The sequence below is a fragment of the Alteromonas sp. KUL49 genome (genome assembly GCF_006538345.1).
Classification (GTDB): domain Bacteria; phylum Pseudomonadota; class Gammaproteobacteria; order Enterobacterales; family Alteromonadaceae; genus Alteromonas.
Genome location: NZ_BJKL01000006.1, coordinates 283,207 through 300,458 on the forward strand (window position 1 = coordinate 283,207; position 17,252 = coordinate 300,458).

14 protein-coding genes are annotated in these 17,252 nt (G+C 46.0%); 5 read left to right on the top strand and 9 right to left on the bottom strand.

Annotation, left to right across the window (positions count from 1 at the left end; translation table 11 throughout):
- Window positions 1-25 precede the first annotated feature (25 nt).
- On the bottom strand, window positions 26-394 hold the full coding sequence (locus tag EYS00_RS12715; RefSeq protein WP_141252471.1) for a hypothetical protein: 369 nt from the start codon (window positions 392-394) through the stop codon (window positions 26-28).
- A 126-nt stretch (window positions 395-520) separates the two neighbouring features.
- On the opposite strand from EYS00_RS12715, the gene EYS00_RS12720 reads away from it, so the two are divergent.
- Window positions 521-1,144 (top strand): hypothetical protein, encoded by a 624-nt coding sequence (locus EYS00_RS12720; protein ID WP_130637151.1) that lies wholly within the window; start codon window positions 521-523, stop codon window positions 1,142-1,144.
- Here EYS00_RS12720 and EYS00_RS12725 read toward each other — a convergent pair.
- The gene (locus EYS00_RS12725; RefSeq protein ID WP_130637153.1) at window positions 1,141-1,902 is read right to left on the bottom strand and encodes an MBL fold metallo-hydrolase; all 762 of its coding nucleotides are present in this window, start codon (window positions 1,900-1,902) and stop codon (window positions 1,141-1,143) included. The two genes, EYS00_RS12720 and EYS00_RS12725, sit on opposite strands and share 4 nt — an antisense overlap.
- Before the next feature lie 49 nt (window positions 1,903-1,951).
- Window positions 1,952-2,869 carry a LysR family transcriptional regulator gene (locus EYS00_RS12730; RefSeq protein ID WP_130637155.1) on the bottom strand — a complete coding sequence of 306 codons (918 nt, stop codon included), beginning with the start codon at window positions 2,867-2,869 and terminating at the stop codon, window positions 1,952-1,954.
- Window positions 2,870-3,009: 140 nt separating this feature from the next.
- On the opposite strand from EYS00_RS12730, the gene EYS00_RS12735 reads away from it, so the two are divergent.
- Window positions 3,010-4,230, top strand: coding sequence for an acyl-CoA dehydrogenase family protein (locus tag EYS00_RS12735; RefSeq protein ID WP_130637157.1), 1,221 nt, complete (start codon window positions 3,010-3,012; stop codon window positions 4,228-4,230).
- Between the two features lie 106 nt (window positions 4,231-4,336).
- A complete protein-coding gene (locus EYS00_RS12740; protein ID WP_130637159.1) occupies window positions 4,337-5,269 on the top strand; it encodes an AraC family transcriptional regulator in 933 nt (310 codons plus the stop codon).
- On the opposite strand, the gene EYS00_RS12745 is transcribed toward EYS00_RS12740, so the two are convergent.
- Complete coding sequence (locus tag EYS00_RS12745) at window positions 5,252-6,043, bottom strand: alpha/beta hydrolase (RefSeq protein WP_130637161.1); 792 nt, start codon at window positions 6,041-6,043, stop codon at window positions 5,252-5,254. The genes EYS00_RS12740 and EYS00_RS12745 overlap by 18 nt on opposite strands.
- 25 nt (window positions 6,044-6,068) lie before the next feature.
- A complete protein-coding gene (locus EYS00_RS12750; RefSeq protein WP_130637163.1) occupies window positions 6,069-7,598 on the bottom strand; it encodes a LytTR family DNA-binding domain-containing protein in 1,530 nt (509 codons plus the stop codon).
- Between the two features lie 177 nt (window positions 7,599-7,775).
- Between EYS00_RS12750 and EYS00_RS12755 the strand changes: the two genes are divergently transcribed.
- Complete coding sequence (locus tag EYS00_RS12755) at window positions 7,776-9,239, top strand: alpha/beta fold hydrolase (protein WP_130637165.1); 1,464 nt, start codon at window positions 7,776-7,778, stop codon at window positions 9,237-9,239.
- 68 nt (window positions 9,240-9,307) lie between these two features.
- Window positions 9,308-10,195 carry a 5'-methylthioadenosine/S-adenosylhomocysteine nucleosidase gene (locus tag EYS00_RS12760; protein ID WP_130637167.1) on the top strand — a complete coding sequence of 296 codons (888 nt, stop codon included), beginning with the start codon at window positions 9,308-9,310 and terminating at the stop codon, window positions 10,193-10,195.
- Window positions 10,196-10,223: 28 nt separating this feature from the next.
- On the opposite strand, the gene EYS00_RS12765 is transcribed toward EYS00_RS12760, so the two are convergent.
- From EYS00_RS12765 to EYS00_RS12780, 4 genes are all read right to left on the bottom strand, one after another.
- The gene (locus tag EYS00_RS12765) at window positions 10,224-11,738 is read right to left on the bottom strand and encodes a methyl-accepting chemotaxis protein (protein ID WP_130637169.1); all 1,515 of its coding nucleotides are present in this window, start codon (window positions 11,736-11,738) and stop codon (window positions 10,224-10,226) included.
- A gap of 236 nt (window positions 11,739-11,974) precedes the next feature.
- Window positions 11,975-13,081, bottom strand: a complete 1,107-nt coding sequence (locus EYS00_RS12770; RefSeq protein ID WP_130637171.1) for a GTP-binding protein — start codon at window positions 13,079-13,081, stop codon at window positions 11,975-11,977.
- A complete protein-coding gene (locus EYS00_RS12775) occupies window positions 13,078-14,460 on the bottom strand; it encodes an alkaline phosphatase PhoX (RefSeq protein WP_130637173.1) in 1,383 nt (460 codons plus the stop codon). Before EYS00_RS12775 ends, EYS00_RS12770 begins: the two co-directional genes overlap by 4 nt.
- Before the next feature lie 180 nt (window positions 14,461-14,640).
- Window positions 14,641-17,232, bottom strand: coding sequence for a TonB-dependent receptor (locus EYS00_RS12780; protein WP_130637175.1), 2,592 nt, complete (start codon window positions 17,230-17,232; stop codon window positions 14,641-14,643).
- Between the last annotated feature and the right edge of the window lie 20 nt (window positions 17,233-17,252).

Below are 17,252 nucleotides of genomic sequence, written 5' to 3' on the forward strand. Positions count from 1 at the left end.
TTTTTTGTAATGCAGAAAAGAGACGCTACCCTGCGATAGCAAGCTGGCGATAAAGGCTGTTACTGGATTTCCACTGTTCAACACGAAAACGCATTGACGTTAAGTTGTTGAACCATGGGCTTAGAATAGGTTCAGAGTGAAGATGAACGTGACTGCTGTTGATGTTAAATACATCTACCACAAAATCCACGAACGACCATGAGGGCTGCTGTCGAATGTCGTTAAACACACTGGCTTGTTGTACATATAACAAAGTCAGATCGAGGTTCTGCGTATCAACCTCTACTTCGTAATACGACACAGCATTGCCTTGCTCAACGTCATGTTGTGCAGACATACACAAAAAACTCATTGTTAAGCCCATGGCGAGCATGACAATTTTTAAAACGTTCATTATTCCAAGGCAGCAGTTAAAAGCATAAGTGAATAGTGGGTCTGAAAATAAACATTTCAATACTAGAAGGTTATACTCGATCGGGCCTTGTTGCCGTGGTAACTAATAACACCGTAAGGAATAGCTATGAGTAATATCCACACGCTAATTGCAAACACATTGGACGCTAGCCCAGAAGCGCGTGGACCTCTTATATACAAGTTACAACGTTTCGTAAAACAGCATGAGGGCGACAAAGTACTTGCGCCATTAGAATCCGAACTTCACAAGTTCTGCGAATTTATTATAGATGAGCGGGACAACGTGAATGGCTGTGCAATTAGCATGTTTCGCCGAATCCCCATTAATCAACGTGCTGTTGAACAACTCATTACTGTATCTGAGCGCACGCTCAATAGCGATCTCATTGAAATTTTTGGTTATATAGATAACAAGTACTGGCGGCAAAATATTGAAAACTACGTCACTAAAGGGCTATCAAACGTGCATTGCCGATATGCTGCTAGTAGAACACTTGATATCAAAGCCAGCTGCTTACAAAGTGAAAAAACAGTAGAAGCCATTGCCGAGACTCTCAGTATCGCAAACCCGTTGGAATTTGGAAGTTTGTGTTCTGCGCTGAGATACGCTGTTGAAAAATCATCAATTGCAAACGCAAAACACCACTTCAACGTGCTACTAAAAAGCTGTACTGATGAACGAAGAGAGCAAATCGAGTCGTATCTCGCAAAGCTCAGAAAAACCTACTAGTGGCTTTCTGTTCGACCACCGATTTTTCGCATTATTCTATTCTTTGCCGAATGCCAATGATTTTTAGGCAATGCTGGTGCATTTTGAATAATGTCGTCAAAGGGTATGTCTTGTACTTTCAATGGCGGTACGTGGGCACAGAATATGGTTTCGAGTTGTGCGTTTGCCACGCGATGCAGTGATCGTCGATATTGATTAGGGTGACATATGGGGTAGGGGGCAACCAACTCACCTTTAACTTTTACCATTAAGTCGGCCACATAGGCTTGCTTAGTAGGCACATGAACTAGTGATAGGTCGTGGTCAGTATGCCCCGGCGAATAAATTACCTGCCAGTCATCGAAGTAGGGGAGTCGTTGTTCGTCTTTTAACACCACGTCGTGGTTGAGCTTTGGGTTATACCACAGCGCTTGTCTGGCTTTGCCTAAACGACTCGCTACCCACCACGCCAACGCAATATCAATCATGTGCGCAATACGACCAGATAGTCCTAAGTACCATTTGAACGCCTTAGGATGTGCGCCAATTTGTGCACCAGTACGAGAACGCAAACGAATAGCACCACCGGCATGGTCAGGATGCATATGAGTAACCACAATAAATTTAAGCGCAGATAAGGGCAGGGTGAGGGTATCGGTAATGAAGTCACAAACCATATCTACATCGGCACGACTACACCCATCAAGAAGCAACAGCTTGTCGCCCTCTTGAACAAGGTAAATATGCTGAATATAACCAGATAGCGTGTGCACCTTCATGAATCGCTCCGCTCCTATGATTTGGCTCAGCGCACAACTGTACCAAAAGCTATCTGGTTAGACCAGAATCCTCGAATAATGAAAGTATAAGCTTTCTTAACCAAGCAAGGCCGGGCTCGTCTTCTTGCTGCTGGTGCCAATACAAATGAGTTTCTAATGCGGGCAATTCAAAAGGTAGTTTTTCGGCGTCGAGTTCGGCTCCCTCAAACGCTCCTACGATTGAACCCGGTAGTGTAAGCAAAGCGCCTGTTTGCGAGGCAACATCGGCGGCTGCACGGTAGTTTTGGCAACGCCAAGATGAAGGACGATTGATACCCAAGCGTTGTAGTGCTAACTCCTCTACCGATGCCCCTTTTGGTCGGTTTGATACCGTCACATGACGGGCATTGAGATAATTTTCAGCGTTAAGCTGACCTTGCAGCGGATGTTCTTTTCGTAACAAAACGCGATAAGTATCGCTTCGCAGCACACAATGAGAGATAGGTCCAGATACAGGCCGCCCAATATCAATCACAAGGTGCAGGTTGCGGTTAGCGAGGTCCGCTGCCATGGTCTCGCGATTTAGTCGTGTACTTACTAGCACAACATTGGGCGCTTGTACCTCAAGCTGCTTGAACAAGGTAGGCAATACGCTTTGCTCCAGCGATTCCTGCATAGCAATAACGAAACGTTGATGACTGTGGGCGGGTTCAAATGCGGCGAAATGGCCGAGTGCATTGCGCAGGTTGGCCAGTGCGGTCAGCACATCAGGAGCGAGTCGCTCACACGCTGCCGTAGGCACCATGAGTTGTTTCTGACGCACGAACAAAGGATCGCCCAATAGCTCACGGAATCGGCGCATAGCATGACTTACCGCAGAGGGGGTGATGTGAAGCGTTTCCGCCGCACGGGTCATGTTGCGCTGTTGCCATAAGGCTTCAAACACCTTTAACAGGTTTAAGTCGAGCTTTTCAAATTGTCTTTCCATAAAACCTATTCTCCACCCATCTCACTATGAATGAAATTCAAATATATCAAGGATGATATTTCATTTCATTCATTTAATTATGTGAACTAGTCTAGTTTACAGACAGTTTGTTTCAGCTTTTACACAGGCAGGTAAAGATTATGGATTTTGCGCATAACGAGAAAACGCAAGCGTTACTAGAAAAACTCGATGGGTTTATTGCCGAGCATATCGAGCCTATCGAAAACGAGGTGTACGACTTTCATCACAAAGAGAATAATCACGGTGACTGGAAAAACTGGAAACTGCATCCAGCCACTGAAGCGTTAAAAACAAAAGCGCGAGACGCTGGCCTGTGGAACCTCTTTTTACCTGATGTCGAGAAAGGCCAGGGTTTGACCACCCTAGAATATGCACCGCTGGCAGAACGTATGGGTAAGTTTTTATTTGCCCCCGAGATATTCAACTGCAATGCCCCTGATACGGGCAATATGGAAGTGCTTTATCACTTTGGTAATCAAGCGCAGCAAGACAAATGGCTAACCCCCCTGCTAAACGGTGAAATCCGATCAGTCTTTGGTATGACCGAGCCAGATGTTGCTTCATCTGATGCCACAAACATGGCGGCAACCATTATTGAAGACGGCGATGATGTGGTGATCAATGGTAAAAAATGGTGGTCTACGGGGTTAGGTCACCCTAACGCTGCCATCACAGTATTTATGGGTTTATCTAACCCTGAAAACGATAAGCACAGTCGGCATAGTATGGTGATTGTACCCCTTGATACACCGGGAATTACCATCAAGCGTATGCTTGATGCCTACGGTGACTACGATGCGCCATACGGACATGGTGAAATGCATTTTGATAACGTGCGAGTGAGCAAAGACAACCTAGTGATGGGCTTAGGCAAGGGCTTTGCAATCGCACAGGGACGTTTGGGGCCAGGCAGAATACATCACTGTATGCGCGCTATTGGTATGGCTGAAAAAGCCCTAGAGCTCGCGCTAAAGCGGGGTCACGAACGGGTTGCCTTTGGTAAACCTATAATTCGCTTGGGTGGCAATTTAGAGCGTGTTGCTGAAGCGCGTATGGCCATTGAACAAGCGCGTTTACTTACCCTTCATGCGGCGTGGAAAATCGATAATCTTGGCGTAAAGCATGCCATGACCGAAATTTCAGCCATTAAAGTGGTGGTGCCTAATATGCTTCAATCTGTGGTGGATATGGCCCTTCAAATTCATGGTGGCGCGGGTATGTGTAGCGATTTTCCTCTGGCTCGATTTGCCGCTGGCGCTAGGGCATTGCGCCTTGCTGATGGCCCTGACGAGGTACACAAAGGTATGGTGTCTCGTCTTGAGCTTAAGAAATATCAGTAAAAGCAACGAGTTAAAAGACGTCAGATGACTGGCGTCTTGATTTAGCGTTTCAATATCAATAGTATGATTTTCATACAAGAAGGAACCTTAAACACTGTAGTATTCCATGCATATTCTGACCACTACTGATATCCCTGAAAACGAACAGTTTGATTACTGGACGTCGATTATATCTGGGCGTGGTGTATCGCTGAGTCTTGAGCGAGAAGAAAAGGCACCATTTTACGGAAAAGTGCGTGCCGCCAACGTAGGTGATATTACGGTAAGTCACATTTGTTGTGACGACAATCTTACCGTGAGAACAGCGCGTCATATTGCACAAGATACTGCACTTTATTTCTTACTTTACATTCCACTGTCTAGTGACGTTTTTATCAGCTCAAACGACAATAACTACACCTTACCCGTAGGTTCCCTGTCGTTAATTAATACTGCCTTTCCTTTTGTTTCTAATAATGCGTCAAGAAACCTATTGAGCTTTAAAATTCCTTACCATGCTTTACCAGAGGTGGTTCGCAGTGAACCAGCTCTGATTTGTGCGAATACCTTTGTACCTGAAAGCTTGCGCAGATTGGCTATGGTATTGAGCACAGAGTTACTTAATCCGCGACCTATTCCTAAAGATCTCTCCACCATTGCTGAAACCTTTTTACTGCAGCTCAATAGCTTGTTTTCAGCAAACACCGAAGGCGAAGAAGCCTCTCGAGATCATGCTTACACCTTCAGACAGGTCTGTCGGTTTATCGAAGCGAATTACTTCGACGCTATCACGCTGCCCGAAGTAGCAGCTTCGCTCAAAGTATCCGTTCCCTACTTAAAGCGGGTATTGGCGTCACATCAAGTGTCGTTTAGAAACTTATTGCGTGATTATCGATTGGCCCGCGCCCTCCCCCAGCTTATCCACCCCTATTCCAACCAAGGCATAGCAAAGCTGGCGGTGGCTAATGGGTTTAAAAATCAATCCCACTTTTCAAAATGCTTTCGTGAAAGCTTTTACTTACCACCGCTAAAATTTAAGTCGTCATTCGAGTTCGTCTGAAGCGTTTGCTTGGTGTAGCAACTCTATGCCACGAATCACAGAAAGCAGTGGCAACGACATAAAATAGTGATCGGCATAGTTTTCGTAGTGCCATGTAATGTTTTCGGGTGCACTATTTTCTAGTACTTTCAAGAACGCTGCATAATCGGCTTGTTGATGGGTTTCTTTTACTGATTCGCCATGGGTAAACAACAAGAACGGTGCATGCTCACTCTGGCTTTGTAGCTTTTCAGCCGAGCTAGACAGTATTTGTACATAGTCGTCTTTAAGCTCAGGGCTAATGGCAATATGGGCGTCGAACAAACCAGGCTTGTTAATCAAAGCCGATAACACAACACTGCCATTGACTCTAAACCCACTCATAATGCGATAGTCAGTGGTGCGGTAGTGTTCGTCGATATAAGGAATCAGCGTAGTTTCGAAAAAGTCGAGCAGTGGTGTAGTGTTTCCTTTTGGATCAAACAACATACCTACCCTATTGCCCGCTTGTGGCGTTACGATGATAGTTTGAGGCCATGGCCATTCACCATTATGACTCAGCCAGTCATGCATACCTTGTAAATAGGTATGCGCGTAGTAGTGAAAGTCGAGCATAAGTGGGTAACGCTTATCGGTGTTTTTTGCATAATTAGTAGGTAGCGCAACGTTAAACACAATGGGTGAATCAATATCTGGGTGCGTAAAAGTGACTTGTTCTATGGTGCCCTGTGCTGCCGTGTTTGCACTGAACATGGCCATTGCCAGCAGTAGCAATATTCCTTTTAATGTATTCATTTTGTTTCCTTTTTTATTGTTATCACTATTCAAATGTGGAACGTATTGAGCTTTTCACCGACGGCAACAAACGTCGGCTCACCGGAACTTGCTGGTTATTTTGCAGATTAAGCACACTGCCCGCTTTATCGTCGCTTTTATCAGTTGCTAACGATGCTACCTGTTTAAGATTAACCAGATAGGAGCGATGCACCCGCAAGAAAGTGGCTGGCAATATTCCCTCCAACTGTTTTAACGAGCCTGAATAGAGTTTCTCGGAATTATCAACCAGATAGATTTCAACGTAGTCACCAGATGCTTTGCAATAGGCTATTTGATGAGCCTGCAGATATTCGAGCTTTCCACCCAACGACACTTCTAATGTCATTGGCTTGTCTATTTGTTGCGACTGAGCCAATTGATACTCAAGCTTGGCGATAGTGACTTTGTCATCTTGTAGTTGCAAATAAGACTGGTGCTGCTCTTTAGCGTGTTGAACAAACAAATAGCACAGCACACAAGCAATGAGCGCAAAGTAAGTAATTTCGTGAAAATTAGCCGATGAGAAGCTGATGAGTAAAGCAACGGCCACTTGAACCAGCAGCCATTTAAGTAAATGCCGACTGCGAGAACGAAACCAAGCCATAAACACCTGTACTACGCTAAACAGTAGCGGAATGAAAATGCCCAGTGTGGTTTTAATATCAAAGCCCTGAGCAAAGAACACACACAAAATAGTGCAAAAGGCCCCTGTGTATATCCAGTGTACTGCGTGCTTACCTGACACTTTAAAAGCACTGAACGTCAGTAGCATTAACCCAAAAAGACAAGAAAATGCAGTGACGGCGAGTAATCTAACGTCGTGCCACGGATAAGTATACGACACAAGCCCTCGACTCATTTCGGTAAACAAATGAGCACCTGCGAGTAGACACATGACGCCAGAAATAATGTGTAGAGATTGATCGGTGCGTAGAAGGGCAAGTACAGCAAAGTAGATCCCACCAACCAGAAACGCTCCCACCAAGATCAGGCCAAGCTGGGCGTACTGCTGAATGTAGTCACTGGGGTCGGTGTATTCGCCAATGCCAATAAAATGGATGGGGAAGCCTAATTGCAGCACACTTTGTTGTGCTGAAAGTTCGAGGACCAGAGTGTTGTTCTCGGGTTTGAGTTGAGAGGGGTTCAATGGAAACACCACGTCCATTTCGCCAGCTATCTCGGTGTCTTTTGAGCCTGGCGTACCGTTGACTCCCACCAGCTCTCCATTGAGAAAAGCCCGACTTGATGCCTTAGCAAATAAAAACAACCCCAAAGGTTGACGCATTTCATCCAAACGTTGCGGGGCATCAAAGCTGATTGACACCCAAAGGTGGCGACCCTGGGGGTCTACGTCGATAAGATTTGCAATCCGACATTCGGGCTCGGTGAATGTCGGGACTTTAGGTACAGAGGTTGTAAATTCACACAGCTGAACCGGTGACGATGCTGAAATGCGTGCAAGTACTCCAGCAGCACTCTGAACACTCACTAACATCAATGCCATTATCAGCCATCGGGTGAAACCTAACCTCATACCCACCGAATTCCTTTACTACCGTTTATCGAATTTTTACTACCGCTTAACGGAATCACCAATAAAATCAGTCCGTTGAAAGAGTTTACCTTCACACTCGCTGAAGGCTTGCGCTTAATAGATGCATGCAAACAAAGCAGCACGGCTTATATAAAACTAGCATGTAGGAGCCATCATATGCGAATTACATCCATTCTTATAGCAGCATTCGTCCATTGCATTGCGCCAGTTACCGCGGCACAAGACATGTACCCCAATGAAAAAGCGATTGTATTTGAGGCCAATAGCGGCGACACCACAGATGCCGTAGAAGGCTACTTTATGGTGCCTGAAAATCGCAATAACCCTGATAGCCGAGATATTCGCGTTAACTATGTGCGTTTTCCTGCCTTAACCGACGCTGCAGCGAAGAATGCGCCGATAGTTTACTTAGCAGGAGGTCCGGGTGGTTCGGGAATAGGTACCGCTAAATGGCGTCGTTTTCCCTTGTTCGAGGCGATGAGAAAACACGGCGACGTAATAGCGTTAGACCAGCGGGGCACGGGAGCATCAGAGCAAGCAAAAGAATGCGTATCGAGTATCGTACTGCCCCTAAACCAAGTTTCGACTACGGAACAAATCTCCTCAGCCTATACCCGTGCAGCGACAGAGTGCTTTGAACAATGGAAATTTCAAGGCATAGATGTCTATGGCTATACCACAGTACAAAATGCATTAGATATTGATGACCTACGTGAGCACTTAGGTGCTGAAAAAGTGTCCTTATGGGGTATTTCGTACGGTAGCCATTTAGCGCTCGCAGCAATGAAGCTTTTGCCAGAACACATTGACCGAGTTGTTTTAGCTAGCGTTGAAGGTCTAAACCAAACCGTAAAACTTCCCCAACGTACCGATGAGTATTTTACTGCCGTACAAGGGGTGATTAACCAACAACCATTGAAAACCATGGTACCCGACTTACCTGCACTAATGCACAGCGTTCACGATACGCTAGAAAAACAACCTCTACCGTTAGAGATACCTAACCGAGACGGCTCAACCACAACTATGCTGTTCCAAAAAGGCCATATGCAAGCCCTCGCGAGTATGATGATTGCTGACCCAGGCCAATACCTTGCCATGCTGATACACACCTACTTGAGCTTAAGTGCTAACGATACTGGCTTACTGATGTCGATACTTCAACGAGGTATGTTTAACGAAGCACCACTGTCGTTCCGACTAATGCCTCTAGGAATGGACGCCGCTTCTGGTATTACGTCAGAACGTTTGGCCCTTGTTGAACAACAAGCTAAGTCGAGTTTGCTTGGGTTAATGCTCAACTTCCCTATGCCCATGCTTAACCGCTTTGATACAACGCTGGATTTAGGTGATGACTTTAGACGGGATCCACAATCCGCTATTCCCACACTGGTGTTTTCGGGCAGTCTCGACGGACGTACTTACCCAAGCGAACAAGCACAAGCAGTGGCAGGGCTTAGCAACCTTACTCATATTGAAGTGCAGTATGCGGGTCACAATTTGTTTATGGCGTCACCTGAAGTGCAGAATAGAATGCATACCTTCTTTGCTGGTAAGGAAGTCAGTCATACCCCCATTGCACTACCCTTGCCTAATCTGAGTCTTTCTAGACCGGAGTAATTCCCTATTGTACAAACCGCAAAGACTTGATAGAACTAAAAATAATCACTATTCCCTAGAGATTTACTATGAAGTTTTTGCGTTGTTTTACAGGGGCAATACTCAGCCTATTTGCTTTGACGGTAGTTGCACAAAGCGAGATGAAATCAGTTGAAGTAGCACCTTCAGCCTTGGCTCCTCGCCCAATAATGATTCAGGGGCCAATGCCTATTGAAGCGGAGTACTTTGCTTCATTACTCACAGATGTTTCTACGTTCACTTCAGGCAACGCCACTTTTTACAGTGGAATGTTGAACCACTACCCAGTTGTTGTGGTGAAAACGGGGAAAGGACTCGAAAACACCGCAGCAGCGACCGCTGTTGGTATAAGCCTGTTCAATCCAAGACTTATTATTAACCAAGGGACGTCTGGCGGGCACGATCCCTCGCTTAACGTAGGCGATATTGTGCTGGGCGAGCGCAGCGTCAACGCAGCCAACTTTAAAACCCCCAAACGATTAGCAGGCGAAGGCTCCGACCCAATGGCATGGATACCTATGGACCTAATGGCATCAGAGGGCAGCGCGGGTGAAGGTAGCAGTGCCGCCGATGCTGAGAAAATACGCTACTATCGTGGCGACCAAACACTCATTAACCTAGCGCTATCCATTAAGGCTAAGCACACACGAGGAAAAGTTGTGACTGGCACCATAGGAAGCGGTAACTTTTGGAATAACGAGGTGGATAGAATTGCATGGCTACACAATTACTTGGGTACCAGCGTTGAGGAGATGGAAAGCGCTGCAGCAGCACAAATAGCGCACGCTTATCACGTACCTTTCATTGGGGTAAGAATATTATCGAACAATATTACTAATCACGGCGAATATGACCCATCAACCGCTAAGGACTGCCAGCAATTTGTTCGTCATTTGGTCACAGCGTATATCGAAACATTGCAAAAAACGCCGCGCTAATCACCGGCGGCGTTCTTACTTATCGTTACTATTTGCTGACGTCGAACGCTAGAAGCTCTTTATTCAAGCGGCTAATTTGCTCGTCGAGCTCATGCAACTTAGTTTGGTTGTCGGTGATATTGTTCACTTGAAGAATTGAAGAGTCCTGTAGCGTTTTAGCTGATTCAGCAATGGCATTAGACATTGCCGAATGCTCTTCAGTCGATGCCGCCACCGTGGTAATACTCTGATTGAGTTGGTTAATCAGACTGTTAATTTCATTCATTTTTTCACTCGCTTCATTGGAGCTAGTAACGGTTTCTAGTACCCGCGAAGAACACTCTTGCATCACGTCAACAGACTTGCGTGCGCCTTCCGATAAGCGTTCGGTAATCTGATTAATTTGTTCAGCGTTCTCGCCAGTTTTGTTGGCTAGTGTTCTTACTTCATCGGCAACAACCGCAAACCCACGACCATGCTCACCTGCACGGGCAGACTCGATAGCGGCATTCAGTGCTAGCAAGTTAGTTTGGTCAGAAATGCTCTTAATTGAATCCATTGCCACGGCGATAGTTGACACCATGTCTGCTAATTCAGAGATAGACGTCGTTGCATTATCCATATCTGACTTCAGTGCTCCCGCCTGACTGGCGTTGTTGTCGATAAGATCTTTAGCATTGCCTGTTTCTCGTTGCACATTGGTACTCAACGAGCTAATGCCTTCGACATTCTGCGCTACGTCTTGATTTGCTTCGCTAATTTGATCAAGGGCTAGAGATATTTTAGATACTTCATCCGCATTGCTATTCAAACTCTCTACGGTAGCCGCGGACGACGAAGAGATCTCAGACGATAAATCTTGCGCCATGGCACCACTGGTTTGTGTAGTACCAATCAAGCTTCTCAATGCACTCATCAAACCATTGAATGCCTTAATAGTGCTTGATGAACCAGCCACAGATGATGGAATAGTAATAGTATTGTCTGCCATCATGTCATCTACCGCACTCGACAAGGTGACATTAGATACAGATTCCCGCTCCGCTTTTTGCGCGACGTATATCAATACAACACCTTCTGCCACAGCAAAAAACGCATGTACCAATAGCACAGAGAAAGTGAGATGAGTGTCTTCAAACAAATACACACCAGAACCACCGCTTTGCATCATATAGAAAGACAGGTGGTGCAAAGCAATAAACACAACGGCACTGACAATAACTTTCCAGTCACGATAAATACTAAGGAAGGCGAGTAGCGTGAAAATTTCAAAATGCGCTTCGGTAAAGCCCATCACCAATTGAATATGCAAGGCCGTAAGTGCTTGTGTACCAATGGCCACAGCGTGACGAGTCAACGCCTCACCCGGCATGGATTGGATAAGGAGAATGGGTACAGCAGCGATAAGTGTGCTAAGCACTATACTCATCATCAGCGATCCCGTAGATGCACCAATGGCAACGGCCGCAACCCACTGCACACCGATTACGATACGGAAAATTTTGTTTGCTTCAATTATCCACGGATACACCATGTAAGCCCCTCTAACGACAAATATAACCATTCACGCAGCAACACTTCATTATTTTAATAGTTGACCCTAATACCAATAAGATCAATGTTTGCTACTAAAGAACAAAAACCATGAAAGGTCACTGTGAGTATTGCCTCGTTATCTGCAACCTGACACTAGTCTTTAGTCGATTTAGAGAGATTTTGCCCGTTTTTCGCAAATTTCATTCTTTAGTATAAGTGGCAGAAGGGTTTACCCACTCGATAAGCACTGATCGATGGCTTGTCTTAATTCAGAGAAAATACACGTTTAATGTCGTCTACAGCGTATTTAAGCCCTTGCTTACTGTCAGCAATGAGCTCGACTCTAGAATCTTGGCAGGTCTCGATGGGTTCCACGCTAAGCTTTCCATCGGCAAGATTGAAACCTTTGGTTCCCTGATTGGTGTTTACCACACCTTTAAATCGCTCTACATTCAGATTTTGTATCGTTTGAAAGAGTAGTTTGTAATCGAAAACCATGCGTGAGGAGAATATCCAACCACAAGAATAAAAGCCCTGACCGCTGTTTTCTACTTGTAACCAATCTTGCCCCGGTGGTAACGCGAGCTCAGTAGCCTCTGACTTACTATGGGAATGACTATGTCCGTGGTCGTGGTCGTGGTCGTGGTCGTGGTCGTGGTCGTGGTCGTGGTCGTGGTCGTGGTCGTGAGAATGTACTTCCGTTTCTTCCGCAGGCAAATTAAAACGACTGGGTGGTTCAAGCAAAGCGAAATCAATATTTCCGTGTTCCGCGTGGCTTAGTGGAATGTCCATAACGCCTAAACCTGCTCTGTAAACATTCAAGTTGTCAAAATCCTCAGGGCGATATAAGTCGCCTTTGGTAACCACCAAGTGATCGGCTATATGCACTTGTTCTTGAAAAGTTGCGTGATCTCGCCACTTAGCAGAGGTAAGCTTTCTCGCGTCAATGAGCGTAAGTGTCGCTTTAACATCTAGCACGCCTCGATAGTGAGGCTCACATAAGGTTTCTAATACCTCGGTAGGGTGCCCCAACCCCGTGGGTTCAATGAGTAAGCGGTGGGGCTTGGCTTGCGCTAACAGCTGATTGAGCGCGATTTGCATGGGTAACCCAGACGTACAACACATGCACCCGCCCGGCACCTGACGCACATAAATCCCGTCTTTTGAGTCAGTGTTGCTACCGTGCATAAGCGCACCATCGATGCCAACTTCGCCAAACTCATTGACTAATACTGCCCATCGTTCGTTGCTGGGCTTGGTTGCCAGCAACGCTTTAATCAAGGTAGTTTTACCTGCACCTAAAGCACCAGTAATGACGTTAGTAGGAACACCTGAAATTACTTCACTAGTAGTTACTGAAGCTTCACTCATGCAACAAACTCATCCCATGGGCCAGTAATAGCAAGGGTCACTGTAGGCGAGTATAGGTTCACAAAAAGTGTTTTTCCGTCTGGAGAAAAACATGCACCCGCTGGTTCGGTTTGCAATCTCACCTTACCTAAGTCGTAAGTCTTACCCTCTGGCGTTACGCCTTTAAGATGATTATCAACCAAGTCGGAATATTGATCTTCGCACACTATCAAGTGACCGTTTTGACCAATGGTAAGGTTGTCGCCAAAATTAAATGTGGCTTTGTCTGGACTCTCGAGGAATAACGACAACTCACCGGGTTGCTCCTGTTCACCGGATTTACCTTCCATAGGTGATGGCACGTAACGCATTATTTGACCTAGCTTTTTGTTACCACCACTGGTACAGCAAAAATACATCTCATCGCCATCAAACTGGATACCTTCGCCCCGTGCAAATAGTGCTGCACCGTCGCTATATCCACGTGCTCGTAAATCGTCCTCTGGGCTGGTGACATTATCTAAGTCTATCCAGTAACACCCGTAGGCTTTATCCGATTCCATAGTCACTGACGACCAGTTTCTTGTGTCAAACTTAGGGGCGTCAAGTACAGCAAGCGCTTGTAACTTGCCGCCTTTATCTAGCTGACCTTGAACATTGGGGATAAAGCGATAAAACAAGCTATCGCCTCTATCTTCGGTAAGGTAAACAATGCCAGTTCGTGGGTCTACACAAGCAGCTTCATGGTTAAAGCGTCCCATGGCTTTTAAAGGCACAGGCGCCACTAAGCCGCTAGCACTTGCTGGAACTTCAAAAACGTAACCGTGGTCTTCTCCAATAATGCTAGACGCTTTATCGACTGACTCTTCACAGGTTAACCAGCTGTTCCATGGCGTTGTGCCACCAGCGCAGTTACGAACGGTTCCCAGAAGACTCATAAATTGGTTGTCAACTTGTTGAGTTTTGACGTTGTATACAATACTGCTAGTACCACCGGCTAATGGCCTACCTGAAGCATGGCTGTCGTAAGCTGATGACGAGAGATTTTCAGGCGGTAATTGCTTGTGTTCATTGCCCTTAGGTAATGAGATCTCATGATTTCGAACCAATACAACTCGTTCTTCATCCAACGGAACACATCCCATACCATCGGCGCGATCAGGAACCGGTAAACCGTCAGACATAACATCGCCCAGCTTTGATAACACGCGGTAGTGAAAGCCTTCAGGCAAATCTAATAGGCCATTTGGATCACTCACAAGCGGTCCGTAGGCTTTATCGAAGGGTAACGCACCCTTGCCATTACCTTCCAACAGCAATGCTGAAGCTTTTAGGTGAGTGAATAACCCACCAAAAGCGATACCGACTAACCCTTTATTGAATTGACGACGGTTTATCATGATCCGTTCCTACCATTATTAATTCGTTTAAGTAACCAAACGCCGCACAAAAGAAAAGACGCGCCTCATACGAAACCTACCTTAGCATTCACCAGGGTAGAGCGCCCAGGGAAGGGTAACCGTCTGTTTCGTACAAAGTGCGTCTTATAGCGTTCTAGCTTTGGCTAGGATTGTCTGGGTTTAGAAGTAACCCGTAACACCAAAACTAAGATTTCTGCCAGGACGTGGCGCGATGTCTTTCAAGAAAGACGTATGCACTCGCGCTTCAGTATCTGTCAGGTTATTTCCTCTGAAATAAACTGACATAGGATACCCCTGAACATCAAAGTCGTAATTCACGCTCACATCAACCAAGGTATATCCGTCGGTAGATGTTTCTCTTTCTGCCACATCATTTTGCTCTGCATAACGTGTTACATCAAGATGCGCCGATAGTTGTTCAGCTTGATAACTGAACGTTGCACCGAATCTCATAGGAGACGTACGAGGAAGGTTTCCACCATCCCGTAAACGGGCTTTCACATAATCACCAAATACGGTGGTTTTAAAGTTTGCATTGTGCTGAAGCGCAGCTTGAACCTCAAAACCGTGAAGCACTACATCTTCTGTGGTGAACACGTAGAGCGGTAGCTCATCAACGTGTTCATCATGCTCTTCACCCTCGTCGTGATCATCATGACCTTCTTCTTCATGACCGTGGTCGTGCGCAGCTTCCACGTAGTAACCGCTGAACTCTTGGAAATAGTAATCATCAACACGGTTGTAGAAAGCGTTCAAGATAAAACCAAAGTCGCCTTGGGTTTTTCTTAGTGTTAGGTCAATGTTTTGCGACACTTCTTCGCTAATGCCGTCTAGATGGCTTTCAAACTCAGCGTGATCTTCATCGTCGTGTAGTTCGAAAACAGCACCCACTTCATAGGTACGGGTACCAATGTGAGGTCCGAAAGACAGTAGCTCTGCTGCCGATGGCGCTCGCTCTGAACGAGATACCGATACACCTAGGTTGTAACCTTCAGTGAAGTCCCACACTAAACCGGCAGAGAAACTTATTGGAGTGAAATCATAGTCAGCAGCCAGTAACTCGGTGTGTTCATCATGATCGTGGTCATCATCATGCTCGTCGTGATCGTCGTCATGGTCATCATCGTGCTCGTCATGATCATGGTCGTCTTCGTCGTGATGATGTAGTTCTACCTCTGGGAACGGTACGCTGTCCGCTTCTAGAGATACTTTTTCGATTCTTGCACCCAACTGAATAAGCACATCGCCAAAGCGACGCTCTTCCATCACGGCTAATGCAAGCATACTGGTATCTGATGGTGGTGCAAACGCCTCACTACCAATCGCAGAAAACTCGTTGTCTTTATAATGAAGACTGACCGCACCATCCCATCCAGCAAAGGTGTTGTGGAAAAGATCGATTTTTACTTCGTTAGATACGGTTTCAAAGGTTGTACCCGCTACGCCACCCTCAATTTCTGAATGCTCGTAGTCAGAGTGACCGATAACGAAGTTAACACGGTTGAACACATCAGAGTTGAGCTTCAAGCTCCCCTTACCTTGAATGCGAGTTTGCTCTAAATCCGCAAACACGTTCTCGTCATGTTCATGCTCGTCTTCGTGCTCATCGTGGTCGTCTTCATGATCTTCATCATGGTCATCATGCTCTTCTTCACCATGACTATGACCAGGGATGCCGTATTCGCGATTAAACTGCTCTACCGATAGGCCAACGAATCCGTCATCAAGCAAGTAGCTCGCGCCAAACGTAAAGCCGCTTGACTCTTCTGCACTGTTTTCAACAACATAATCTGAACCATGCTCATGCTCGTCTTCATGGTCGTGATCATCACCCTCAAGTTCTGGTGCTACTGGAACCTCGTAGTCTTCGGTCTCACGCATGTATCCGTCTACGTAAAACGCGAAGTTATCGCCACCAAACGTGCCGTTAAATGCACCCAGCTTTTTGTCATCAACCGTGCTGGTTTCCAAACGCCATTCACCACGAGTGGTATTGTCGGTAGGAACGCGGTTATCTACAACGTTAACTACACCACCAATAGCACCGCTTCCGTAAAATAAGGTTGCTGGACCACGGAGTACTTCAATTTTTTCCGCGGTTGATGCTTCACTGCCTACGGCATGGTCTGGACCAACACGAGATACATCGCCCACATCTAGACCATTTTGCGCGATAAGTACGCGAGGGCCACTTAAACCACGAATAACCGGCGTACTAGCAACATTAGCATGGGCACTTGAATGCACACCTACTACGCCTTCAAGGGTATCACCTAGTGTTGCAGCTTGTTCTCTGCGAAGAGTTTCACCTGCCAATACACTGACAGGTACTGAAGATTCCATTACCGATAAGTGGAGTGGAGTCGATACAATATCAATGACTTCGATAGGTGACGGTGTTAGCGTAAAGCTGTCTGAGACTGTACCACCTTCGATTACCTGCACGTCAGAATGCAAATGGGCGTAGCCTTGAGCACTGATATGCAGTGCACCATCGCCAGTAGGTAGAGAAGTCAGCGTGAAGCTACCTGTTCTATCAGTAGTTGTTTGTTTACCAGTTCCTTCTAAAACAACCACAGCACCGGCCACTGGTGTGCCTTGTGCATTGGTGACCTTACCTTCAATCGTTTGCCCGTGAGCAAAATTTGATGCGCCAAGGATTGACGAAATGGCAACAGCTGTATAAAGCTTCACTGTGACTCCTTTTGTATAATGTGTAGTCTCTTTTTGCGTAATGTTATAATATAACATTTATTCAGACAAGGTCATGA